The organism is Anoxybacillus sp. ST70, assembly GCF_019553625.1.
GTDB lineage: Bacteria > Bacillota > Bacilli > Bacillales > Anoxybacillaceae > Anoxybacillus > Anoxybacillus gonensis.
In genome coordinates this window covers 120,178-145,545 of record NZ_JAHZOF010000002.1, presented here as the reverse complement: position 1 = coordinate 145,545, position 25,368 = coordinate 120,178, and the positions used below count along the sequence as shown (strand labels likewise).

Genomic DNA, 25,368 nt, shown 5'->3' with positions numbered 1-25,368 from the left:
TCCGTCTTTATCTATGTTTTTCTTGAATATGACGAATAAAACGATAAAACGCTTCCTTTCCTTCTTCCGTTCGTTTAAATACACCCGCATGTTCAAGCACTTGTTCGAATCGTTTTCCTACTTCTTCTTTTAATAGCTCATGTACATCATCGATGAGCGGATGTCTCTCCATAATCTCTTGCACCCATTCCCAATGTTTCAATAATGACGAATCCCATTGCTCTCTTCGTGTGTTATTTTTCATGTATGTTGCAATCGTCTCTAATTCATTCGCTAATCGGCTAGGCAATACAGCTAATCCCATGACTTCAATTAAACCGATATTTTCTTTTTTAATATGATGCAATTCCTCATGCGGATGAAAAATACCATACGGATATTTTTCTGATGTGCGATTGTTTCTTAACACAATATCCATCTCGTACAACTTCTCGCGTCTACGAGCAATTGGCGTGACCGTATTATGCGGTACATCGTTTGTTTGTGCATATATATCCACTTTCGGATCGCTATACGTTTGCCATTCTTTATAGATAAAATCACTAACTTCTAACACATCTTGTTTTTCTCCGCGTATACGTATCACTGACATAGGCCAACGAATGACGCTCATTTGTACGTGAGGATAAGCAGCGAGTGTAAACGAAAAATCAGCTGAAGCTTTTTCAATCGCAAATGTATATTGTCCACCTTGAAAATGATCGTGCGATAAAATCGATCCTCCTACAATAGGTAAATCCGCGTTTGAACCGATAAAGTAATGAGGAAATTGATCGACAAAATCAAGCAACCGCTCAAATGTTTTTCTTTCCATTTTCATCGGTACATGCTTATCGCGAAGCACGATGCAATGCTCGTTGTAATAAACGTAAGGTGAATATTGAAAAAACCAACGTTCGCCGCATAACTCAACAGGAATGATCCGATGGTTCGCTCGCGCAGGATGTCGAATCGTTCCAGCATACCCTTCATTTTCAATACATAGCAAGCAAGGAGGATAATGTTGCTCTTTTGTTTCCTTCATGCGCGCAATATCTCGAGGATCTTTTTCCGGCTTAGATAAGTTGATCGTTATATCCATATCGCCGTATTTCGTTCGCACTTTCCATCGTCTATTTTTCATCACTCGGTCTACACGAATGTAATTGGACGCTTGACTCAGTTCATAAAACCAAGTTGTTGCTTCTTGCTTATTTCGTTTATATTTCTCATAAAACGTTTGAATAATCGTAGACGGACGGGCCACAAAACAATTCATAATTTCTGTATCAAATAAATCACGTTCTGTCACTGTCTTTCCAGCAAATCGCCCATGCGCTTCCGCCCAATTCATGATATGTTGTAAAATCGAAACAAGTGGACGGTCGGAGGAGGGGGTAACGTCTACTTGTTTCCATTCATCCAGCTTTAACAAAGCTAGCAGTCGATTGCGCGTATAAATGACATCTTCTTTTTCAATTAAACGATGATAAAGTGCATACTGAATAAGTGCTTCAATTTCTTCATAAATGTTTACCATCGCTACACCTCTTCATACCCGTTCGGATTCGCTTTATGCCACTCCCATGCCGAAGAAACAATTTCTTCTATTGTTGTATATATTGGCTTCCATCCAAGCTCACGTTTCGCTTTTTCGGATGAAGCAACTAAGCGCGCAGGATCCCCAGGGCGTCTCGGCATAATTTTGGCGGGAATCGGATGCCCTGTGACACGACGTGCTGCTTCAACGACTTCTTTGACAGAAAACCCGTTGCCATTTCCTAAATTGTATACGACGCTTTCACTACCCTTTCTTAGTTTTTCCACCGCTAACATATGAGCATCTACTAAATCTAATACGTGAATGTAATCGCGAATACAAGTGCCGTCATATGTGTCGTAGTCATCTCCAAAAATATGAAACTCTTCTCGTTTTCCTAGCGGCACTTGTAAAATAAGAGGAATGACATGTGTCTCAGGGCGATGATCTTCGCCAAGCATCGTTCCATACGCGCCTGCGACGTTGAAATATCGTAAAGAAATGTAACGAATACCGTATGCAATGTTCGCCCATTTCATCATTTTTTCCATTGCTAGTTTTGTTTCACCATACGGACTTTCAGGATTTGTTTCATCTTCCTCTTGAATAGGGATATGTTTTGGTTCCCCATACACAGCCGCTGTTGAGGAAAATACAATTTGTTTTACGCCATGTTCATTCATGACATCAAGTAACACTTCTGTTCCATAAACATTATTGTTGTAATAAGCTAATGGGTTTTGGACACTTTCTCCAACAAGGGAATGAGCCGCAAAATGAATCACTGTATCTATTTCATGCTTTTTAAATATGTCGCTTAAAAAGTGACGATCACGAATATCTCCCTCGTAAAACAGCGCATCTGAATGAACAGCTTTTCGATGCCCGGTTTGTAAATTATCGACAACAACGACTTGTTCTCCTTTTTCAATGAAACGATACACGGCATGACTCCCGATATATCCTGCTCCCCCACAAATGAGAATCATCGCATGCTCTCCCCTTCTTTTGTCAGTTGTTTCGCCCCGTCACCAATTTTCGCTACGTAAAAACTTGGTGCATACCCTATCTCCATTTCATACATTTTCCCAACTTCTTCGATAAACGACGGAATATGATCGTCTTTTACAATATTTACTGTACAACCGCCAAACCCCGCTCCTGTCATGCGTGCCCCAATCGTCCCTTTATGTTTCCACGCTGCCTCCACGAGCGTATCTAACTCTTTTCCCGTCACTTCGTAATCATCACGCAATGATTCATGTGATTTGCGCATCAATTGTCCAAATGTATGCAAATCTCCCTTTTGTAAAGCAGAGGCAGCTTGTTTCGTTCGTTCATTTTCCGAAACGACATGACGCACTCGTTTTTGTTCTATCGGTGAAAGAACATGTGCATATTCGTTAAACTGCTCGATCGTTAAATCACTAAGAGAGTGGATGCTTACATAGCGCTGTAATTTGGCAAGCGCCTGTTCACATGTCGCACGGCGCTCGTTATATGCTGAATCCGCTAACCCTCGCTTTTTATTTGTATTTGCAATAACAATCGAACAATCTTCTAAAGAAAGGGGCAAATATTGGTACTTCAGTGTCTGGCAATCAAGCAATAACGCATGTCCTGCTTTCCCCATTCCGACCGCAAATTGATCCATAATCCCGCAATTCACACCGATATATTCATTTTCTACTTTTTGACTAATTTTTACTAATTCCATCATCTCCATACGAAGTTGAAACAACTCGTTCAACATAACGGCGGTAGCGAGCTCGATAGAAGCAGAAGAAGATAGCCCTGCCCCATTCGGAATATTGCCATAGTATAAGACGTCAATGCCCTTTTGAACATGTTTCGGCATAAGCGCTTGGATGATTCCCTTTGGATAATTCGCCCATCCATGACACTCGTCATAGGCGAGTTCGTCCTTTCTTATCGAAACGATTCCATCGTCATGAAAGTTTTTGGAATAGAGCCGAATCATCCCATCATCATTTAATCGAGCGACTACATACGTTCCGATATGCAATGAACAAGGGAGCACATACCCTCCGTTATAATCAGTATGTTCACCGATTAAATTGACACGACCGGGGGCGAAGAAAAATAAAAATCTTCCATATTCCCTTTGAAATATTTTTATATATTCATTTTCTAATTGCTTAATCATTTAAAACACCACTTTGATTATTAGTTTTAACACTCATTATCCTTCCATTCTTTTAATACCCAAATAAAACTCACGAAATCCCCTTCAAGATATGGAACATTTAATCCCACATACATTAACTCATCGCCACCATATACTTCTCCTTCTTCAACTCCTTTTCCAATTAGATAGTATTGTCTATTCGGATCCAACCCTTTTAGAAGAATTGAAGAAAGTGGAGCATTCGCCTCCGCTAATACTCTAAAGTAAGCGACAACCGCTTCAGATTGGTCTTCTGAAACGAACATCCACGCCGTTTCATTTCCTTCAAATGGGCTTAGGATTCGATAAAAGTTGCCATATTGCACTAAACGGCGAATTTCTTTATAAAAGGCCACTTGCTCTTTCACTTTTTCCTTCTCTTCATCGGTTAATTTCGTTAAATCGAGTTCATAGCCAAAGTTTCCTGACATCGCCACATGCCCGCGAATATCCAGTGAAGTGATGCGATGAACTTGATGGTTTGGAACTGCTGACACATGCGCTCCCATTGCGTTGATTGGATAAACGATACTTGTGCCGTATTGAATTTTTAAACGAGAGATCGCATCTGTATTGTCGCTCGTCCACGTTTGCGGCATGTAATAAAGAATCCCTGGATCAAAACGCCCGCCTCCTCCTGAACAACTTTCAAATAAAACGTGCGGAAACTTGGAGGTGATTTCCTCCATTACGCGATACAACCCTAACATATAACGGTGGGCTGTTTCTCTTTGTCTTTCTGGCGGCAAGGCAGCAGATCCGATTTCGGTCATGTGACGATTCATATCCCATTTCACATAGGAAACGGGGGCGCTTGATAAAATATCGGACATTACTTTGATGATGTAATCACACACTTCTTTACGTGAGTAATCTAAAATAAGCTGATTACGTCCTTCTGAACGCGGCCGTTTTGGAACATGGAGGCACCAGTCTGGATGCTTGCGATATAAATCGCTATCGACCGAAATCATCTCCGGTTCAACCCATAGTCCAAACTGCATTCCCATCTCTCGGATTTTTGTAGCTAGTCCTGCTAATCCATTTGGAAGCTTCCTTTTGTCAACGAACCAATCTCCTAAAGAGCTTTTATCATCGTCCCGTTTACCAAACCAACCGTCATCTAATACAAATAACTCGATTCCTAATTCTTTACCTGCTTTCGCAATTTCCAAAATTTTCTCTTCGTTAAAATCAAAATAGGTAGCTTCCCAGTTGTTAATAAGAATTGGACGTTCTTTGTCTCGGAATGGTCCGCGGGCTAAACGAGTTCGGTATAGTCGATGAAACGTTTGCGACATCCCGTTTAGTCCTTGATCGGAATAGACCATCACCACTTCCGGTGTTTGAAACGCTTCGCCAGGCTCTAATAGCCAAGTAAAATCAAACGGATTAATTCCTAGCGACACACGTGCTGTGTGAAATTGATCAACTTCCACTTGTGCAAGGAAATTGCCGCTGTACACGAGGCTAAAGCCAAATACTTCGCCTTCGTCTTCATTGGCATTTTTTCTCAACAGCGCGATGAATGGGTTTTGTTGATGACTGCTTGCCCCTCTTCGGCTTTCGATCGATTGAGTACCTACAAAAAGTGGTTTTCTTTCCATATATCTCTCTCGACAATGTGCGCCTGAAAGATGCAGAAAATCGAAGTTCGCATCGCGAAAATCGATATTCATGCTTAACGCACGTAAAATTTTTATATTTTCTGAACCTTGATTTTCAAAGCGAACGGAACGTGTAATCGCATTGAAATGTTCAAATACGGTATAAGAAAGGATTACTTTTAGCTTGGTGTTATCATCCTCTAACTCGATTTCCAGCGTCTCCGCTTCATCTTCTGTTTCGACATAAGTCGCTGGCAATCCGTTTAATTTCGGCTTGCCTTTGTAGATTTTATGTGTTTTATAGCGCAAATCCGATACAGTAGACCCATTCTCAAGTTGTATTTGATAAGCAGGTGTGCGAAAGTCTGTATTGCCGTATGCTGGATATTCTTGCGGCAATGTATCTAATGAAAATGTTCGATCAGATGGGTCTGGATTAGGAGAAAATCCTCGATCTAAAAACTGTAATTTATTCGAATGGTGATAGTTGCGAACTTTTTTCCCGAAATAAAGATGGGCTAAATACCCGTCGCGGAAAATTTGCATAACATAGCTTGTGTCTTTTGCTTGTAAGTGAAATGTTTTGTTTATAGAATCGAACGTAATCGCCATTGGTAATCCCCCATTATTTTTTATTTAATTGCGCCTCTTATTACTCCGCTGATAATCCATTTTTGCGCAAACAAGTAAACGATAATCATTGGTGAAAGTGCCATTAAGTAGGAGGCAAATGCCAAGTTATAATCTGTGCCAAATTCAGACTGAAACACGTATTGGACTAATGGTAAAGTCATATCGTCTTGGTCGCTTAATATGACTAAAGGCAATAAAAAGTCGTTCCATGCCCATAAACAAGTAAGGATACCGATGGTTGCGTTAATCGGTGCTAGAAGCGGAAAGACAATTTTCCAAAAAACGCCCCACGTGCTGCATCCATCCACGATGGCAGCTTCTTCGAGTTCTTTTGGAATGGAACGAATGTATCCGACATAGATAAAAATGTTAAAGGCAATTCCATAAACGATGTACAGAAAAATTAAACCGCTTGGATTGTTCATACCGAATGCAGATGTTTGCTTAACGATCGGTAACATAATGATCGGAAACGGGATGAATAATGCACTGACAAAGTAGTAATACAAGATTTTGAAAAATCTACGATGCATGTTTCGAGCAATGGCGTAAGCCACCATCGAGTTTGTTAAAATGGTAAAAATGACAGTGGTAATGGTAATAAACGCACTATTTTTAAATGCTTGAAAAAAGTTCGTTGCTTCGATTGCTTTTGTAAAGTTTTCAAAGTGTAGTCCGATTGGCAGCGAAAAGACGGAATGCGCTAACTCTTCTGGTGTTTTTAAAGCGATTGAAATAGCCATATATAAAGGAAACAAAATGAACAATGATCCGATAACAATTAAACACGTGACGAACCAATTTGTTTTCTTTTTCATTACATATCCACTTCCCGTTTTTGTAGAAATTTAATTTGCAATAACGATACGACCATAATGACAATAAAATAGATGACAGCGTTTGCGGATTGGTAAGCGAATTCACCGCCTTGGAATCCGCCATTATAAATTAAAAGCGAAATCGATTCGGTTGATCGGCCAGGTCCGCCGCCAGTAAGAGCCACAACGTGGTCAAAGACCATCAAAAAGTTTTTCATAGCTAAAACCATATTAATTGTGAAGAAAGGGGCTATCATTGGAAATGTAATATGCCAAAAACTTTGCCATTTATTAGCACCATCAATACTTGCAGCCTCATACAACTCTGCAGGAACCGTTTGTAAGCCTGCTAGATATAAAATGGTATTAAACGCACAAGCTTGCCAAACAGCGACAATGACGATTCCGATCCAAGCCCATTTTTCTTTCCCCAAAATATTGGTAGATAAAAAGTCGATTCCTAATTTTTCTCCTAATAAAGGAATAACATTGGCGAATAAGTAGTTGAAAATATAACCAACAATGAGGACGCTTAAAATATTTGGCAGAAAGTAGACAGCCTTAAAAAAGTTTTTAAACTTAATATTTGCATTGAGCCCCATCGCGATTAATAAGCTTAACACATTTACTAAAATAGTTGAAAAAAAAGCAAACTTAAACGTAAAAAGATAAGAGTTGAGCACATTTTCGTCTTGAAATAAATAGTGATAATTTTTTAATCCTACAAAATCGTAATCAAAGCTTAAGCCATCCCAGTTTGTAAACGAGTAGAAAATTCCTTGAATAGCCGGGAATGTGTGAAATGTTGCAAATAGAACAACAGCAGGTATCGTCATAAGATAAATCGCAATATTTTTCGGCTTTTTCATGCTTTTTACGGGTAAAAGAATATGTTTGTTTGTTGAAAGTGCGATATCCCTCTTCTTCATATGTTTTCCTCCTCATGTAGGGGAAGAGGAAATTAGGTTGAATCCTAATTCCCTCTCAAAATGCGTTTATTTACGACCCTGTACTTTTTCCCACTCGGCGTCTAAGTTTTTAAGGAATTTTTCTACATCTTTATCATGCGTAAGCTGTTGTAAAAGTTTTTCTAAACCGACTGCAAGTGGGATATAGTGGTCTGGGAAGTCAACGAGAGCTCCTTTTTCAAAACTTTCTTTCAATCCATCTAAAGCAGGATCCTCTTGTGTAATACCTTTAATGGCAGAGAATGCATTTTGTTCGCTTAAGTAAAATTTCGCATTTTCCGGATCAAGTAAGAAGTTTACAAATTTTCTTGCTTCTTCTGGATGTTTTGACGTTTTAGAAATAGCTAAAAGTAAATCGACACCAGAAACGAGTTTCGTATTTTCAGGATCATTTGTAGCTGGATAAGGGAAGACGCCTAGTTCAATATCAGGATTTGCTTTTCGGATTTCCGGTATAGCCCAAATTCCTTGTAAGTACATCGCTGATTCACCTTTGGCAAAAGCGACGTTCCCATCTGCATAACCTTTGCCAAAGTTATCTTTATGACCATATTCTAGTAATTGGACAAATTTTTCAGTTGCTTCTTTATATCCTTTTTGGAAAGTTGTTTTTCCATCATTCAACTGATCGAAGAAATTCTCTCCTTGCGTGTTGGCAGCGAGTGCGTTATAGACTGGCAAGGTAGTCCAAGCATCTTTGAATGTGAAATAGAATGGCGTTTTACCAGCCGCTTTCACTTTTTCAGCTACAGCGATTAGTTCGTCCCATGTTTTTGGAACCGTTAAACCAAGTTCGTTAAATATCGTTTTATTATAAATAATTCCATCTGCATTGGCTGCATATGGAATGGCGTATACTTTTTCTAATCCAGTAACATCGCGTAACATATCAATATAAGCAGGTTGAATGGAATCAAGTTCTGTGGCGTTCGTTACATCGACAAATACACCTGCTTTGGACAGTTCAGCGAATGTAGAGTTTGCTCCAATAGCGACGATATCCGGAATATCCCGCTTAGCAACGCGAGTTTTCAAAACCGTTTCAGCATCTGGCGGATTGGCGTTAACAACGTCGATATTAGGGTTTTCTTTTTCAAATTTGGAAATTAATTCATCAAATGTATCTTTCGCTTCAGACTTATAATGAAAAAATTCGATTTTTACTTTTTCACTTGAACTATCTTTTTCATCTACCTCCTCCGCTTTACATCCCACCAAAAAAAGTAAAATCATAGAAGCAATTAAATTTCCAAACACAATTATCCTTTTCCTTTTCATTGTTATCTCCCCCTAGAAATGAATTTATTTTAGTAAGCGTTTTCGCCTACTAGTAAAAATTTTAGTAAATTTTTTCGTTTCCGTCAATAAAAATTTTCTGAAAAAAGAAAAAAGCCGACCGTGTACAGGTCGACTTCTCTTCTCTTAATCAAACGTAATTTCTTTTACTTTCTCTTCATCCAATCGCTTAATGACTTCGACTAATAGTTTTACTGTTTGTTCGTAGTCATCGCGATGAAGAAGCGCCGCATGGGAGTGAATGTACCGTGTTGGGATGGAGATTGTCAACGCCGGAACGCCGCGCATTGTCATATGGATCGCACCTGCGTCTGTTCCGCCACCTGGCATCACATCAAAGCGATATGGAATGTTCATTTCTTCCGCAACATGAATGACAAATTCGCGCAATCCTTTATGTGAAACGAGCGTTGCATCGTATAAAACGATATGCGGGCCAGCGCCAAGTTTCCCCATCGCCTCTTTCTCTGACACGCCCGGCGTATCGCCCGCGATACCAACATCAACTGCAAATGCAATATCTGGTTCAATCGCAAAAGCAGATGTTCGTGCACCGCGCAAGCCGACTTCTTCTTGTACTGTACCAACGCCGTATACAACGTTTGGATGCTCGACGTCTTTTAATTGTTTCAACACATCGATCGCAATCGCACAACCGATGCGGTTATCCCATGCTTTCGCAAGCAACATTTTTTCATTGTTCATCACTGTAAATTCAAAATATGGCACAATCGCATCGCCAGGGCGCACGCCCCAAGCAAGCGCTTCGTCACGGCTAGAAGCTCCGATGTCGATAAACATATCTTTTATTTCCACCGGTTTTCTTCGCGCTTCAGCAGGTAAAATATGTGGCGGTTTTGAGCCGATGATGCCTGTAATATCACCTTGTTTTGTGACGATTGTCACGCGTTGAGCGAGCATCACTTGTCCCCACCACCCGCCAAGCGGTTGGAAACGAATAAAACCTTTTTCATCAATTTGGGTGACCATAAAACCAACTTCATCTAAGTGACCCGCAATCATCACTTTTGGTCCGTTTTCTTTTCCTACTTTTTTGGCAATTAAGCTGCCGAGACGATCAGTCGTTACTTCATCTGCATATGGAGCGATGTACGATTTCATCACTTCACGTACTTCCCGTTCATTGCCCGGAACACCTTTTGCATCCGTTAACGCTTTCAACATCGTTAACGTTTCATCTAATTTTTTCACGTATGTCACTCCTCTCTATGTACAACATTCATTATACTAAACATTTTGACAGTTGTTAATAATTGTGACTTTGTCGCTCATGGTTCACTTCGTTTTTTGCGACATACGCTCGTTCAATTTGTTCAGCATTGAATTGAAGCGCATGACCAAGCTGTGCATACGCATACACTAATTGACCATATGCTTCTTCGTCCATCTTTTTGCGAAACGTCTGAACGGCTTCAAATACGTGTAAAAACTGTTCAACAAGCGGTTTACTTTCTTGCACATGTGGCCATTGGATATGTTCATAAAGGGAAAGATCAAGCCCGAGCGATAAAATAAAATGAAGGCCGTCTACATATTCCTCTAAAATCGTTTCTTCTGCCGCTTTCGGCTTCGAACTCCAAAATTTAAAGCAACGTGTTTCGTTTGCAAGTTCTCCAATTTCAACAAGAAGAGCTAACAACTTGCGCTCCACTAAACGTTCACCGCGCAAACCACGCTCCGTTTCAATTCGCTCATCTAATTGCCGCTGCATAGAAAATAATTTTTTTATATCCATTTTTTCTCCCCCTCTTATAAAAAATGACCATCCCCTCAAGGGAGAATGGTCATTTCCTTTATTATTTGTTTAAGTTTTCTTTTGCGATGTTAGCAAGTTGTGTGAATGCTGCTGCATCGTTTACTGCTAAATCAGCAAGCATTTTGCGGTTTACTTCGATTCCTGCAAGCTTTAATCCGTGCATTAAACGGCTGTAAGAAAGACCGTTCATGCGCGCTGCAGCGTTAATGCGCGTAATCCAAAGTTTGCGGAAGTCGCGTTTGCGTTGGCGACGATCGCGATACGCATACATTAACGATTTCATTACTTGTTGATTTGCAACTTTATATAAACGATGTTTTGAACCGAAATATCCTTTTGCAAGTTTAAGAATTTTTTTACGACGTCTGCGTGTGACTGTACCGCCTTTTACACGTGGCATAACATTTCCCTCCTAAAATTATTTTACGTTATCTAACAATTGACGAATGCGTTTGAAATCGCCTTTTGATACAAGCGTTGCTTTACGAAGTTTACGCTTTTGTTTTTGTGTTTTGTTTGCAAATAAGTGGCTAGTGAATGCGTGTGAACGTTTTAATTGACCTGTTCCTGTCTTTTTGAAACGCTTCGCTGAGCCTTTGTGAGTTTTCATTTTTGGCATAAGGTGTTCCTCCCTTTTGTTATTTGTCGTTTTTCGGTGCTAGCACTAAAAACATGCTGCGGCCGTCCATTTTCGGAGCCGTCTCAACCGTACCAATATCCGCGCACGCCTCAGCAAATCGATCAAGCACGCGCTGACCAATTTCTTTATGCGTAATCGCACGTCCTTTAAAGCGAATCGTCGCTTTTACTTTATCTCCTTTTTCAAGGAACTTCCGCGCGTTGCGCAATTTTGTGTTGAAGTCATGTTCTTCGATCGTTGGGCTTAAGCGAATTTCTTTTACGTTAATTACTTTTTGCTTTTTGCGCGCTTCTTTTTCTTTCTTTTGTTGCTCGAAGCGGAATTTGCCATAGTCCATAATGCGGCACACTGGCGGTTTCGCATTTGGCGCAACCATCACTAAATCTAAATTTAAACGCGCTGCAATTTCTAACGCTTCTTGCTTCGTCTTAATCCCAAGCTGCTCGCCATTTGGATCGACTAAACGAACTTCACGTGCCCGAATGTTTTCATTAATAATAAAATCTTTGCTAATAACTAGCCACCTCCACGGTTTTTTCAAACTTGTTTGTTAAAGCAGAACGCACATAACAAAAAACGTGTGGGCATAATACACCCACACGTCTCGCTCACAACATTTCTTTGTCATGAAACCTGCTAACAGCCACGCGGCGTCGATCAGGTGAGAAGCGGGTGCTTCTGCTTGTGTTCAAACAAGTATTTACTTTTACTCTAACATATATACCATATATCAAAACACATTGTCAACTGATGTCAATTGATCACAACAAATAAAACTATAACAAACATAGAGAGAAAATGCAACTATTTATTTACGCACTTCTTTTACGATAGAGTCAACGAACGCATCAAGCGGCATCGTTTCGCTTTTTTGTTCGCCATATTTTCGCACGTTCACTGCCCGTTCATTTACTTCATTATCGCCGACAACGAGCATGTACGGAATTTTTTGCATTTGTGCTTCGCGAATTTTATAACCGATTTTTTCTTCACGCTCATCGACTTCAACACGAATGCCTGCCGCTTGTAACGCATGTTTTACTTCATACGCATAATCCATATGAACAGCTGGGGAAACAGGAATAACTTGTACTTGTACAGGCGCTAACCATGTCGGGAACGCCCCTTTATACTCCTCAATTAAAAAGGCAACGAAACGTTCCATCGTTGATACGACACCGCGATGGATGACAACCGGACGATGCGGTTTTCCGTCTTCACCGATATATGTTAAGTCAAAACGTTCCGGTAACAAGAAATCAAGTTGAACCGTAGATAACGTTTCATCTTTTCCAAGCGCTGTTCGTACTTGAACGTCTAGTTTTGGACCGTAAAACGCAGCTTCTCCTTCTGCTTCGTAATAGTCAAGTCCAAGCTCGTCCATCGCCTCTTTTAACATGCTTTGTGCTTTTTCCCACATCGCATCGTCATCATAATATTTTTCTTTATCGTGCGGATCGCGATACGACAGACGGAACGAATAGTCTGTTAAACCGAAATCTTTATATACATCTAAAATTAAATTAACGACACGCTTAAACTCGTCTTTAATTTGATCTGGGCGAACGAAAATATGCGCATCATTCAATGTCATTCCACGAACGCGTTGCAATCCTGTAAGCGCACCTGACATTTCGTAACGATGCATCGTACCGAGCTCTGCGATACGAATTGGCAACTCGCGATAGCTATGAATTTTATGTTTATACACCATCATATGATGTGGGCAGTTCATCGGACGTAAGACGAGCTGTTCATTATCCATTTCCATTGGCGGAAACATCCCATCCTTATAGTGATCCCAATGACCAGACGTTTTATATAACTCGACGCTACCTAGCACTGGTGTATATACGTGTTGATAGCCAAGCGACAGCTCTTTATCGACGATATAACGCTCAATTGTTCGGCGAATAGTTGCACCTTTTGGAAGCCAAAGCGGCAATCCTTGTCCTACTTTTTGCGATGTCATAAATAAGTCGAGCTCTTTTCCGAGCTTGCGATGATCGCGCTCTTTCGCTTCTTGTAAAAGACGTAAATATTCATCTAAATCTTCTTTTTTGAAAAAGGCCGTACCGTAAATGCGTTGCAACATTTTATTTTTACTGTCACCACGCCAGTATGCACCTGCCACGCTTAACAGTTTAAACTCTTTAATTTTTCCTGTTGATGGGACGTGCACTCCGCGGCAAAGGTCGAAAAATTCGCCTTGTTCGTAAATGGAGACGATTTCTCCTTCTGGAATGTCGTGAATAAGCTCAATTTTTAAATGATCGCCAATTTCTGTATAACGACGAATCGCCTCTTCACGACTAACTTCTCGACGAACGATATCTAAGTTTTCTTTCACAATTTTTTTCATTTCTTGTTCAATTTTCGGTAAGTCTTCTGCTGTAATTGGTACATCGACATCAATATCATAGTAAAAGCCGTTTTCGATGACAGGGCCAACACCAAGCTTCACATCTTTGTACAATCGTTTAATCGCTTGTGCCATTAAATGCGCTGTGCTATGACGTAAAATGTCAAGCGCCTCCGGCATATCTTGCGTAATAATCGAAATGGCGCCATCTTCTTCAATCGGTGTTCGCAAATCGATCATGCGATCGTTTAGCTTTCCTGCAATTGCTTTTTTCTTCAATCCTGGACTAATGGACGCTGCAATGTCTTCCGTCGTCACTCCTTTCGGAAACTCCTTCACTGCTCCATCTAGAAATGTAATTTTTACTACATCCGCCAAAGCTTTTCACTCCTTTTTTTAGAAATAAAAAAAACTCGTCCCAAAAACGAGGGACGAGTTGGTTTCGTGGTTCCACCCTTCTTCCCGTCTATACGGATATAAATCGAGCGTATAAACGGCTTCATTTCGATAACGGCGCAAACCGTCAGCAATTACTAAACGGGCGATCGTCCCATTGTTCACTGCTGAAGTTTAGAGGTGGTAAGTGCATTTTTCGTGTTAGGAAGGTTTCAGCCTATGCCTTCCCTCTCTGTGAACCGTAAAAATACACCCATGTCCTCATCATCACTTTTTGCTTTATTCATTATGTATGTCATTATAAGCATATTTTTTTGGAAAATCAAGAGGTGGTCGCAGCTCCATTCGCTCTTGGAACACATTTTGAATCGTTTGAATCATTCCAACATCTGTCACATTTGTATACATATATATTTTTTCTGGCGCTATCGATACGAGCGGCGCTAATACAGACGTATCAATGTACATCGGCTGACTCACCATCAATCGACGGTCAATAAACTGCTTTAATTGCTGAGGCGACAAGTGAAAAAATTGGTCATCAAAAAATTGAAACGTTTCGTTTTCATATACTAAATGAAGAATGCTCATTTGTGGCTGGCGCGACACCACGATTTCGCGCAACAGTTGAACAAACGATTGGTATTCTTGTTCTAATTTATATTCGTCAATCGCTAATTCGACATAATGCATAAGCCGATCATAATACGGCTTTAAGCGAAAAGTCATAAGCGACTCAAACGAAAACACCCCTTCATGCAAACATTCATGTAACGATTGAGCAATAAGTTGCTCACGCGGTATATTCATCTTTTTTCCGAGACGATAATCATGCCTTTCGCCGTCAATAAACGAATACGTAAGCTGCAAAATTTGTTGTTGTTCTTCTTCATTTTCATAAAAAAACGTTCGCGAAATGATCGATAAAATCCAACGCGCTTCAAACGCTCGAATGATACATGAAGCAAAAATAGGAATGAACAATGCGCGCATATGCGCAACATCCCGTTCATGAAAAAAAACGGTAATCGTCTTGTCATCATAAAGCAACTTCCCATATGGTTGCGGTGCTTTGCTTAACTGTGCAAATAGGCGTTGTGCATCTTGTCCATTTTGAAATACGATATAAATCAACGGTGCCCCCCCTTTTCCCGAAACATGCTTGTTTTATATATATGGGGAACACCGTTTGTTTATCACAGTTCCATTCGGCGATTTTTTCCTTTCATTTCAATCGGAGTAGCTAAATAGACAATTCGTTCAATGATTCGTGCCGCTTTTACTTGTTCTTCTTCCCCTCGCTGTGAGTGAGCAAGGTGATGCGTCAAACGTTTTAAATCAAAATTTGATGTAAAACATGTCGGCAAATGTTCAAGCATACGATATTGTAAAATCGGACCGAGCACCTCATCGCGCCACCAGCTTGACATTAATTCTGCTCCTAAATCATCGAGCATCAGAACGGGTACTTGCTTTGCATATTCAATCGTATCTTGAAATGCATCCGTTTGAAGTGATGATTTTAGCGAGCGAACAAACTCTGGCACGTACACAAGAAATGATGCAATGTGCCTTTGGGCTAACTCATTTGCCATCGCCGCTAACAAATATGTTTTTCCGATGCCAAACGATCCATATAAATATAGTCCTTTCATTCGCTTGCCTATTTCATATGTCGATGCAAACGTGTTCGCAAGCTCGATCGCTTCGATTCGCCCAAGATCGTCCGTTTCTAGCTTATCAAACGAGGCTTGCAACATATCGCGCGGAATAAATAAACTACGAATAAGCGACTGTTGCTTTTTTCGTTCATCATCTTGCACTTTACGAGCACACCGCTCATACTGCACGTCAATGTTTTTCCCTTGCCAAATTAAATGAGGCGTATAACCTTTCAGTAAGTTCGGACATTGTTCTAAGCTTTGGCAACGTTCACAATGCTTACTTTGTTGCACAAACTCGTACAATTTACCGAGATGACGATTTAACATCGCATCCGTCACGTGATGGCCACGCAAAAATGTTTGAACATGAGGATCACGTAAAATGTCGCGCTTCATCGCCTCATATCGCTCTTTAAAATCGTGACGATTCATCAAATGGTGAATTGTTTCCCGAATTGGTTTCATCGTTTATCCCCTAACTTTTCGGTTTTTTCAACCGTTCTTCCAACTCGCGCCGTTTTTGTTCTAGCTCTTCTTCTGATTTCACTTGTTTTCGCTCAAATTGTGAATAGTCCGTCTGTAGCCAATCTGGCAACAGTTCGGTACGAATCGGTTTTTTCGCGCCTTTTTGCTCTTTTTCTTTCATAAACGTCTCATATTCTCGCGCTTCTTTTTTCGCTAATTCCATCGCTTGTTTCACCGTACGTACCTTTTTTCGCGCCCATGAACTCGCAATTTTTTCAACATATTTTTTCGGCAACTTCATATCCGTCCGCAGCATGACATAGTAAATAAGCACGTTCATGACACCTGGCGGCAATTTTTGTTTAAACATAATGTCTTCAATCAACTGTAAATCAGCTAATGCCGGTTCAACTCCACCAGAAAAATCCATAAGCAATTGTCTCGGCGAAACGGTTTCTAGTTGTTTTATTAAATATTCTTCTTCATTTTTTGGCTCGACATGTGCCATCGTTCGCTCAGCTAACGGTTGTACCCGATCATATAAACGCGGAAGCGCTTCACCACGTTCAAATTGATACCATTCTTGCGCCGCTTTTCGTAGTGCTTCGATGTCAATTTGTTCAGCGGGATCGATGACGCCCATCACAATTTTTTGCATATCAAGAGGACCAATCCCATACAGAAAAGAAAGCTTTTTGATTGCATCTTTTACTTTTTCAGTAATCGCCCGTCGTGGTACAAGGTGATGGGATAGTCCAGCGTAAAAGGCATCAAAGTCAAATATATCATCTTGCATCTTATACATCGCTCGTTCTTTTCCTATATATTGCTGTCCATCTTGAAGCATCACTTCTTGTTTCGCTTCATCACTTAATTTATGAATCATTTTTTCGGGTTGGATGGATGAAAAGACATCGTGAAATGAGCGGGTGATAGATGTAAATGACGTACGATCAATGGCACGATCAGAAAAAAACTTTTTCAGCTTTTGAAATTTTGTTTTTCCGACACGGTCATATAAAAATACATTTAAAACGCCATCGTTGAAAAATTGTTCTGGTGTAAGTGGAAGAAGCAATTCATAAATAAATACCCGTTCATCGTCTTCATTCGTTCGTTTCATGTACGTATTTAACAACCCAATCCCTTCAAGCTTTAAACGCTCGGCATATATCGTCGGCAAACTGCATTGCATGATCGCCATTAAGCTATGATGTGTCGTCTCCTCGCTCCATAGACGCGCTTGTTCAAGTTCGCTCCATAACGTCATATATAAGCTGTACGCTTGAGCCCCGATTAAAGGTTGATATAAAAGCGTCAATACTTTTCGGTCTAGTTCACTTAACACTCCGTTCGCATGGACAATATATCGGTCGACCGCAATTAACTCTTTCCAACTATATTCCATCTTATCGACCTTCTTCATATGAAAAAGAGCACGTTATGCTCTTTCTCCTTGTTCTTTTTTAATGAGCTCTTTTAATTCTTCAATAAAGACGTTTAAATCTTTAAACTGTCGATATACAGAGGCAAAACGAACGTAAGCGACTTCATCAATTTTTGATAATCTTTCCATCACCATTTCGCCGATCGTTTCACTTTTTACTTCATTTATGCCACTATTGCGCAATTCTCGCTCAATTTGCTGCGTCACTTGCTCTAATTGTTCAAGGGCAACCGGCCGCTTCTCACATGCTTTAATCAGCCCACGCAATATTTTTTCACGACTAAATTCTTCTCGCGTTCCTTCTTTTTTCACGACAATTAACGGTGTTTCCTCTACCTTTTCAAACGTTGTAAAACGAAAATGGCAACGTTCACATTCGCGACGACGGCGAATGGAACGCCCTTCATCAACTGGACGCGAATCAAGTACACGCGTCCCATGATGGTGACACGATGGGCATTTCATATGTATCAACTCCCGATAGTAATCTTACCCTTATAGTAGACAAAAAAAGGCACATACACAACTACTTCTCACTATATATTCCCGATCCGATGTATGTTAATCGTTTAGCTAATTGATCATATAAACGAATAATAAGTTGACGGCTAAATCCAAAGTCGATCGGCAACCACTTTGTTTCCGTTGTCACAGAAAAATCAATAGCTGTTTCAAACGGTCGAACAGAAATGACTGTCACGACGATAAATGCTTTTTTTCCTTTTGTAAGCGATACACTCATTTCTCCTCTTTCTTCAGAGATTGCTACAATATGATAGCCGTCCATTTGCTCAAATATTTCTTTCACTGTCTTTAATGCAGCCATTTGCGTCGTTTTGTAATAGCGGCTTTTTAACTGCTCATCCGGGTGACGTTCCGATGTTTCATTATGATTCGTTAATACGTATTTCCACTTCACCTTTCGTCTCCTCGCCTTTCAATGAATGATAAAAAAGAGGTGCAGAATCTACACCTCTTTTCTCTTACATTTTATTATAAAGCTTTTGCTTGTTTAATTTCAATCGGACCCATGCCACGAGGCAATTCAATTGTTTCACGTGTTTGCGCGCCTAACGCTTCTGCAATATAGTCAGCAGCAATTGTTGGATCTAAATGTCCACATGTGTACACATCGATACTCGCATATCCGTGTTCAGGAAAACTGTGAATTGTTAAATGTGATTCAGAAATGATCACAACACCGCTAACGCCTTGTGGTGCAAATTTATGAAATGCAACTTCACGAATTTCCGCACCTGACTTTAACGCTGCATCAACAAATGTTTTTTCAATAAACTCGATGTCATTCAACTTATCAAAATCGCATCCCCAAAGTTCTGAGATAACGTGACGACCCATTGTATCCATGATCGTATCCCCCTTTAATAAATTTTGAAAAAATAAACGATGAATTTCTTTTGCTTTCTGGAATGTATAACTACCACGGGGGAAAGTTAGTCCAAAGAGGTCCTAACCCTTTAAGTAGTCACATTACCATGCGTTCAAGAAGTTCACGAAAAATAGTATACTTTGTTTATATATTTTTTTCAATATTGTTTTTTGTTTTTTTGTAAAATAGGCATAAAAATAACGCTGGAGCCCCAGCGTTATGACATGGCAACCGCTTCATTTTTTAATAACTGTTTCGCGACAAGCTTTGTTAAGTCGACAACGCGGCACGAATAACCCCATTCATTGTCATACCATGCTAATACTTTTACTTTTCGATTTTCGATCACCATCGTGGATAAGCCATCGACAATGGCAGAGTGTGGATTCGTATTAAAATCAATGGATACGAGCGGTTCCATCGTCACGTCTAAAATACCTTTTAACGATCCACGCGCTGCTTGCATAAATGCCTCGTTGACTTCATCGACCGTTACGTCTTTTTTGACATCGACAACGACATCAACAAGCGAAACGTTTGGCGTTGGAACACGCAACGCCATGCCGTGCATTTTTCCTTTTAAATGTGGCAATACGAGCTCTAACGCTTTCGCTGCACCTGTCGTTGTCGGAATGATCGATTGTGCGCACGAACGTGCACGGCGTAAATCTTTATGTGGATTGTCAATATTTTTCTGATCGTTTGTATACGCATGCACAGTTGTCATCAATCCATTTTCAATGCCGAATGCTTCATCAAGCACTTTCACAACCGGAGCTAAACAATTTGTTGTGCATGAAGCATTTGAAATAATGATATGTTCCGGAGAAAGCATATGTTCATTTACACCCATGACAATCGTTACATCTTCATCTTTTCCTGGCGCTGTTAAAATGACACGTTTTGCTCCTGCTTCGATGTGCATCATTGCTTTCTCTTTTGCGTTAAACTTTCCTGTCGCTTCAATGACAATATCGATTTGAAGCTCTCCCCATGGCAATAGGCGTGGATCACGGGAATTGAGCAACTGTACTTTTTTCCCGTTTACAATAAGCCCATCTTCAACCGGAATAACTTCTCCATCAAATTTGCCGTGGTTTGAATCATATTTTATTAAATGAGCTAACGTTTCAGGCGGATAGCTCGCATTAATCGCTACAATATCAAGATCTTGTTCAATAATCGCTTTTCGGAACACCATTCGTCCAATGCGTCCGAACCCGTTAATCGCTACTCTCGCTTTCATTATATAGCTCCTTTCAATATATATGTTATACTATTTACTTGTTATCTACAAAAATAGTATAACACTTTTAGTGTGTTTATGCTATAAAAAAATAAAAAAAGGGCGTCCTATTTTTCAAGGACACCCCAACGCATTAAGCATGTATGCAGTTGTCGTTTCGTTTCTTCTATCGTTCCGTTATTGTCGATCACAGCATCGGCTTTCTTTCTTTTTTCTTCAAGTGGCATTTGTGCTTTGATTCGCGCCCACGCTTCTTCAGCCGAAAAGCCATTGCGCTCACAAAGCCGATGAAGCTGGGTTTGTTCATCGACATATACAACGAGAATGCGATCAACGAGATGCTCTAATTTGCTTTCGAATAGAAGGGGAATATCAAGAACAACTACCTTTTTCCCCTGTTTCGCATATTGTTCTTTTTGTTGTAGCATATGTTTGCGCACAAGCGGATGAACGATGGCATTTAACTGTTTTCGCTTTTGTTCATCATCGAACACGATCGCACCGAGTTTGCGGCGATCAATTGCTCCGTTTGCATCTAAAATGTCGCGGCCGAACGTTTCAATAATGGGCTTATACGCCTCACCATTTATTGCTGTGACACGATGGGCAATTTCATCTGCATCAATGACAGGAATATGTAAGTCGCGAAACATCGCCGCGACCGTGCTTTTTCCGCTCGCAATCCCCCCTGTTAAACCGATCGTTAACACTTACCGTCCCCCCTACCTCATTTTAAAAATACCAAGTACAATGAGCATAATTCCAGGCAAAAACGAATATTTTTGTAGCCAGTCATATGTCCTAAACGACTTACCAATTTTTAAACCGCTAAATAAAAAGCTAAAGCTAAGCAAACAAACGAGAAATGTCGTAAACGTTACAGAATAATTTAAAAGCGCTGCGCTCACTCCGGCTCCAAACGCATCAAGAGACAACGCAACACCTAAAAATACAGCTTCCATCCCTGTAATCGTACCTGATCGGTCAAAATCAGCCATCGTCGGCTTGCGTAAAATTTGAATAACAATACCGAGCGAACGAATTTCTACATTCATGAGAAACTTTTCTTCATTGTCGTCTCGTTTAAGGATAAATTGAATGAGCATCCATAGCCCTAATACGATCAATATACTTCCACCCATTGCGTTCGCAACAGTTGAGGAAAAAAACGCATATATGATGCGTCCAATGCCCATCGCTACTAAAAAAGTCATGCACGAAAACAGCGAAATAATGAGCAATGACCGAAGCGGAATATGCACATTCCGCATGCCATACGTAATCCCGACAGTCAAACCGTCGATGCTAACAGCTAAAGCAAGTAAAAATAAAGACCATGTGATCATCAGCGCCCGCCCCTTCCTTTGAAAAACTACCATAGTATATGGAAGAGGCCTAGGCAATGTTCTTACACTATGTTTGACAATGTTTACAATAATGCGTACCGCGATTCGCAACCGTTGTTTTGACAATGGGCTCTCCACATCGACGGCACGGCTTGTTTACGCGACCATATACGTACAATTGCGTCTGAAATGTTCCTATTTTCCCTTGTGTATTGACGTACGTTCGAACCGTACTTCCCCCTTTTTCAATCGCTTCTCGTATCGTTTCAACGATCGCTTCATGTAACGCTTCTACCTCCTGCGTCGTTAACGTAGCTGCGAGGCGTTCTGGGTGAATGGACGAACGAAATAGCACTTCATCGACATAAATGTTCCCTAACCCAGCAACAATCGTTTGATCAAGCAATACCGCTTTTATTTTTCGTTTTGTTCGTTGAAGCTGATCGGTAAGCCATGAAACAGTAAACTGCTCATCAAGTGGCTCGATGCCGATATGCAATAAAGGAGGAATGTTTTCCCCTTTATCGCACAAATGCATTGTCCCAAATTTACGCACATCGCGATAACGAAGTTCTGTACGATCTGTAAATGTAAAAAAGATATGCGTATGTCGATCAAATGGAGCATTTTCTTTTTCGTATATGTAGCGTCCTTCCATACGCAAATGGGACACAAGAACGACATCATCCAATTGAAAAATTAAAAATTTTCCTCGTCGTTGAATATCGGCAATCGTTTTTCCTTTTAATCGTTCACAAAATGTTTCTACGTCAGGATGTTGAATCATCTTTTCCCAATGCACTTTCACCCGTTCGATCGTTTTGCCGACAACAAGCGGAAGAAGCGTGCGCCGCACCGTTTCCACTTCAGGTAATTCTGGCATCATGTGTTCATCCTTTCTTTACTTTGCATCATACCACGTCGGTCCAAAGTGATAATCGACCTTTAGTGGAACACGTAATGATACCGCATTTTCCATCACGTCTGGAACAAGTTTTTTCAACAAATCAATTTCCTCTTTTGGAGCCTCTAAAATCAGTTCATCATGTACTTGCAATAATAGACGAGCTTGTAACCGTTCTTCATGTAACCGTGTCGCTAAATCAATCATCGCCTTTTTAATAATATCGGCAGCACTTCCTTGAATCGGCGTGTTCATCGCTGTCCGCTCAGCAAAGCTGCGAATATTAAAGTTGTTGCTCGTAATATCCGGTAAATAGCGACGACGATGAAGCAACGTCGTAACATATCCTTTTTGTTTCGCATCTTGTATAATTTCTTCCATATACCGTTTGACACCCGGATAACTTTGAAAATATCGCTCGATAAATTCCGCTGCTTCTTTGCGTGTAATGCCTAAGTTTTGCGACAATCCGTAGTCGCTAATTCCGTAAACGATACCAAAATTGACGGCCTTCGCTTGTCGGCGCATATGTGCGGTTACTTCTTCTTCCTTTACATGAAAAATGTCCATCGCTGTTTTCGTATGAATGTCGAGATCATGATGAAATGCTGCGATTAAATTTTCATCGTTAGCAATATGAGCTAACACCCGCAACTCAATTTGCGAATAGTCAGCCGCAAAAATGACCCAGTCATCAAAAGATGGGACGAATGCTTGACGAATTTTTCTTCCTTCTTCAATGCGAATCGGAATGTTTTGTAAATTAGGCTCCGTCGAACTTAAGCGCCCTGTTTGCGTCAATGCTTGTTGGAAAATGGTATGCACTTTCCCTGTATCTTGACGAACTACTTTCATTAATCCTTCTACATATGTCGATTGTAATTTTCCGAGCTGACGATAATGTAAAATTTGCTCGATGATTTCATGGTAAGGAGCTAATTTTTCTAAAACATCCGCCGATGTTGAATAACCTGTTTTCGTCTTTTTTACAATCGGCAACTGTAATTTCTCAAACAAAATCGTCCCTAGTTGTTTTGGGGAATTGATGTTAAATGTCGTTCCTGCTAATTCATAAATGCGTTGCTCAATTTGTTGAAGCTGAGCGGTGAACTCTTTCCCCATGTCTTGCAAGCGATTCACATCTACTTTTACACCGTGAAACTCCATTTGTGCCAAAATGAACGTAAGTGGTAACTCTAAGTGAATAAGCAATTCGAATTGTTCATTTTGCTTTAGTTCATGAATATATGTTTCTTTTAGCGAAGCGATCGCTTTTGCTTTTCGTACGAGATGTTCAGCTAATACATTTGTCGGGGGAATAGTTTGTTTTGCCCCTTTTCCGTATACTTCTTCATCGCTTTGTACGTCTGTATATTGCTTTGTTTTTGCAACAGCAGCGACATCTCCGTTTGCATCTGTCGGATTGAGCAAGTATGCAGCTAATAATAAATCAAAATCAACACCTTTCAATTCAATGCCGTGCCACTTTAGCGCAACAATCGCTCGTTTCGCATCAAACACACTTTTTTTACATCGCTCATTCTCAAGCCATGTTCGAAATATAGATGAGGCGAAAGCAACATCTGTGGGAATAAAAAAATGTCCTCGCTCATTAACAAGTGCAAATCCGAGAATCGGTGCTTGATGATAATTCGCATCGAGCACTTCGACAACAAGGGCGCTCTCTTCCGTCAACATATGTTCTTCAATCGTTTGCACCGTCACAAAAGAGACGTTCGTTAACGATCGTTGTTCATGTAAAGACTTTCCTATTTTATCCATTAACGATGTAAAACCTAGCTCTTGAAATAGCGCTGCCAGTCGCTCAACATCGTATGACTGCCATGCTAATTCATCAAGCGATAGCGTAAGCGGAACGTCGCGATGAATGGTTGCTAGCTGTTTACTTAGTAGCGCTTGTTCACGATACGTTTGTAAATTTTCTTTTAGTTTTTTTCCTGAAATATGTTCAAGTGATGCAAGTACGTGTTCAACTGTTCCGTACTCCTTTAACAACTTTAATGCTATCTTTTCTCCGACTCCCGGAACACCTGGGATATTATCCGATGCATCTCCCATTAACCCTTTTAAATCAACAATTTGCGCCGGCGTTAATCCGTACTTTTCAAGTACATGTTCTGGTGTATATCGTTCCATATCTGTTATTCCTTTTTTCGTCACATGGACATGAATACGCTCAGACGCTAATTGAGTTAAGTCCCGATCCCCTGAAATAATCACAACGTGAAATCCTTCTTTTTCCGCTTGTGTCGCGAGCGTCCCAATAATATCATCGGCTTCATAATTTTCAAGCTCATACGTGCGGATGTTATACGCATCGAGCAACTCACGTAAAAATGGGAACTGTTCTGATAGTTCCGGTGGCGTTTTTTGTCTCCCACCTTTATATTCTGTATACACTTCATGACGAAATGTCGTTTTCCCTGCGTCAAACGCCACGAGCATGTGCGTCGGCTTTTCTTCTTCAATGAGCTTCATTAACATCATGGTAAAACCGTAAATCGCATTTGTATGAATCCCTTTATCGTTATGTAAGAGCGGCAGAGCAAAAAAAGCGCGGTAAGCGATGCTATTGCCGTCGATCAATACTAATTTATTTGTCAAACCGAAAACCTCCTCTTTATTCACTTACGCTTATTTTACCACGATACCCGTAAAAAAAGAAAAAAGACGAGAACGTT

24 protein-coding genes and 1 other annotated feature are annotated in these 25,368 nt (G+C 40.4%); all 24 genes read right to left on the bottom strand.

Annotated elements, in window-relative coordinates:
* Nucleotides 1–7 precede the first annotated feature (7 nt).
* The 24 genes from galT to polA all read right to left on the bottom strand — a co-directional run bounded on the left by galT (nt 8) and on the right by polA (nt 25,291).
* Nucleotides 8–1,519, bottom strand: coding sequence for a UDP-glucose--hexose-1-phosphate uridylyltransferase (galT, locus tag K1I43_RS03885; protein ID WP_019416712.1), 1,512 nt, complete (start codon nt 1,517–1,519; stop codon nt 8–10).
* A 2-nt stretch (nt 1,520–1,521) separates the two neighbouring features.
* Nucleotides 1,522–2,508 (bottom strand): UDP-glucose 4-epimerase GalE, encoded by a 987-nt coding sequence (galE, locus tag K1I43_RS03880; RefSeq protein ID WP_019416711.1) that lies wholly within the window; start codon nt 2,506–2,508, stop codon nt 1,522–1,524.
* A complete protein-coding gene (locus K1I43_RS03875) occupies nt 2,505–3,686 on the bottom strand; it encodes a galactokinase (RefSeq protein ID WP_019416710.1) in 1,182 nt (393 codons plus the stop codon). The genes galE and K1I43_RS03875 overlap by 4 nt, the downstream gene beginning before the upstream one ends.
* Nucleotides 3,687–3,712: 26 nt before the next feature.
* Nucleotides 3,713–5,926 (bottom strand): alpha-galactosidase, encoded by a 2,214-nt coding sequence (locus tag K1I43_RS03870; RefSeq protein ID WP_019416709.1) that lies wholly within the window; start codon nt 5,924–5,926, stop codon nt 3,713–3,715.
* Between the two features lie 20 nt (nt 5,927–5,946).
* Nucleotides 5,947–6,765, bottom strand: a complete 819-nt coding sequence (locus K1I43_RS03865; RefSeq protein WP_019416708.1) for a carbohydrate ABC transporter permease — start codon at nt 6,763–6,765, stop codon at nt 5,947–5,949.
* Nucleotides 6,765–7,634, bottom strand: coding sequence for a carbohydrate ABC transporter permease (locus K1I43_RS03860; protein ID WP_026011502.1), 870 nt, complete (start codon nt 7,632–7,634; stop codon nt 6,765–6,767). The genes K1I43_RS03865 and K1I43_RS03860 overlap by 1 nt, the downstream gene beginning before the upstream one ends.
* A gap of 126 nt (nt 7,635–7,760) precedes the next feature.
* Nucleotides 7,761–9,011, bottom strand: coding sequence for an ABC transporter substrate-binding protein (locus K1I43_RS03855; RefSeq protein WP_136260287.1), 1,251 nt, complete (start codon nt 9,009–9,011; stop codon nt 7,761–7,763).
* 144 nt (nt 9,012–9,155) lie between these two features.
* The gene (locus K1I43_RS03850) at nt 9,156–10,241 is read right to left on the bottom strand and encodes a M42 family metallopeptidase (RefSeq protein ID WP_009361818.1); all 1,086 of its coding nucleotides are present in this window, start codon (nt 10,239–10,241) and stop codon (nt 9,156–9,158) included.
* A gap of 55 nt (nt 10,242–10,296) precedes the next feature.
* Nucleotides 10,297–10,785: a dUTP diphosphatase gene (locus K1I43_RS03845; protein WP_009361819.1), complete on the bottom strand. Its 489-nt coding sequence runs from the start codon at nt 10,783–10,785 to the stop codon at nt 10,297–10,299.
* A gap of 61 nt (nt 10,786–10,846) precedes the next feature.
* Nucleotides 10,847–11,206 carry a 50S ribosomal protein L20 gene (gene rplT, locus K1I43_RS03840; RefSeq protein ID WP_003397837.1) on the bottom strand — a complete coding sequence of 120 codons (360 nt, stop codon included), beginning with the start codon at nt 11,204–11,206 and terminating at the stop codon, nt 10,847–10,849.
* A gap of 18 nt (nt 11,207–11,224) precedes the next feature.
* Nucleotides 11,225–11,425 carry a 50S ribosomal protein L35 gene (rpmI, locus tag K1I43_RS03835; protein ID WP_003397838.1) on the bottom strand — a complete coding sequence of 67 codons (201 nt, stop codon included), beginning with the start codon at nt 11,423–11,425 and terminating at the stop codon, nt 11,225–11,227.
* Between the two features lie 19 nt (nt 11,426–11,444).
* Nucleotides 11,445–11,987, bottom strand: a complete 543-nt coding sequence (gene infC / locus K1I43_RS03830; RefSeq protein WP_006323512.1) for a translation initiation factor IF-3 — start codon at nt 11,985–11,987, stop codon at nt 11,445–11,447.
* Between the two features lie 25 nt (nt 11,988–12,012).
* Nucleotides 12,013–12,136: a sequence feature (ribosomal protein L20 leader region), on the bottom strand.
* Between the two features lie 118 nt (nt 12,137–12,254).
* A complete protein-coding gene (gene thrS, locus K1I43_RS03825) occupies nt 12,255–14,186 on the bottom strand; it encodes a threonine--tRNA ligase (RefSeq protein WP_019416703.1) in 1,932 nt (643 codons plus the stop codon).
* 297 nt (nt 14,187–14,483) lie between these two features.
* Complete coding sequence (ytxC, locus tag K1I43_RS03820; protein ID WP_019416702.1) at nt 14,484–15,338, bottom strand: putative sporulation protein YtxC; 855 nt, start codon at nt 15,336–15,338, stop codon at nt 14,484–14,486.
* A gap of 62 nt (nt 15,339–15,400) precedes the next feature.
* Entirely contained in the window at nt 15,401–16,333 is a 933-nt protein-coding gene (gene dnaI, locus K1I43_RS03815; RefSeq protein WP_019416701.1) for a primosomal protein DnaI, read from the bottom strand.
* A 10-nt stretch (nt 16,334–16,343) separates the two neighbouring features.
* The gene (locus K1I43_RS03810; RefSeq protein WP_026011500.1) at nt 16,344–17,741 is read right to left on the bottom strand and encodes a replication initiation and membrane attachment family protein; all 1,398 of its coding nucleotides are present in this window, start codon (nt 17,739–17,741) and stop codon (nt 16,344–16,346) included.
* Between the two features lie 33 nt (nt 17,742–17,774).
* Nucleotides 17,775–18,245, bottom strand: coding sequence for a transcriptional regulator NrdR (nrdR, locus tag K1I43_RS03805; protein WP_009361824.1), 471 nt, complete (start codon nt 18,243–18,245; stop codon nt 17,775–17,777).
* A gap of 61 nt (nt 18,246–18,306) precedes the next feature.
* The gene (locus K1I43_RS03800) at nt 18,307–18,699 is read right to left on the bottom strand and encodes a hypothetical protein (protein ID WP_019416699.1); all 393 of its coding nucleotides are present in this window, start codon (nt 18,697–18,699) and stop codon (nt 18,307–18,309) included.
* Between the two features lie 74 nt (nt 18,700–18,773).
* Nucleotides 18,774–19,148, bottom strand: a complete 375-nt coding sequence (speD, locus tag K1I43_RS03795; protein WP_003397846.1) for an adenosylmethionine decarboxylase — start codon at nt 19,146–19,148, stop codon at nt 18,774–18,776.
* A gap of 239 nt (nt 19,149–19,387) precedes the next feature.
* Nucleotides 19,388–20,416, bottom strand: a complete 1,029-nt coding sequence (locus K1I43_RS03790) for a glyceraldehyde-3-phosphate dehydrogenase (protein ID WP_019416698.1) — start codon at nt 20,414–20,416, stop codon at nt 19,388–19,390.
* Nucleotides 20,417–20,523: 107 nt separating this feature from the next.
* Nucleotides 20,524–21,126, bottom strand: coding sequence for a dephospho-CoA kinase (gene coaE, locus K1I43_RS03785; RefSeq protein ID WP_009361827.1), 603 nt, complete (start codon nt 21,124–21,126; stop codon nt 20,524–20,526).
* Between the two features lie 12 nt (nt 21,127–21,138).
* Entirely contained in the window at nt 21,139–21,765 is a 627-nt protein-coding gene (gene ytaF / locus K1I43_RS03780) for a sporulation membrane protein YtaF (RefSeq protein ID WP_026011499.1), read from the bottom strand.
* A 64-nt stretch (nt 21,766–21,829) separates the two neighbouring features.
* Nucleotides 21,830–22,645: a DNA-formamidopyrimidine glycosylase gene (mutM, locus tag K1I43_RS03775; protein WP_019416697.1), complete on the bottom strand. Its 816-nt coding sequence runs from the start codon at nt 22,643–22,645 to the stop codon at nt 21,830–21,832.
* An 18-nt stretch (nt 22,646–22,663) separates the two neighbouring features.
* Complete coding sequence (gene polA, locus K1I43_RS03770; protein WP_019416696.1) at nt 22,664–25,291, bottom strand: DNA polymerase I; 2,628 nt, start codon at nt 25,289–25,291, stop codon at nt 22,664–22,666.
* Between the last annotated feature and the right edge of the window lie 77 nt (nt 25,292–25,368).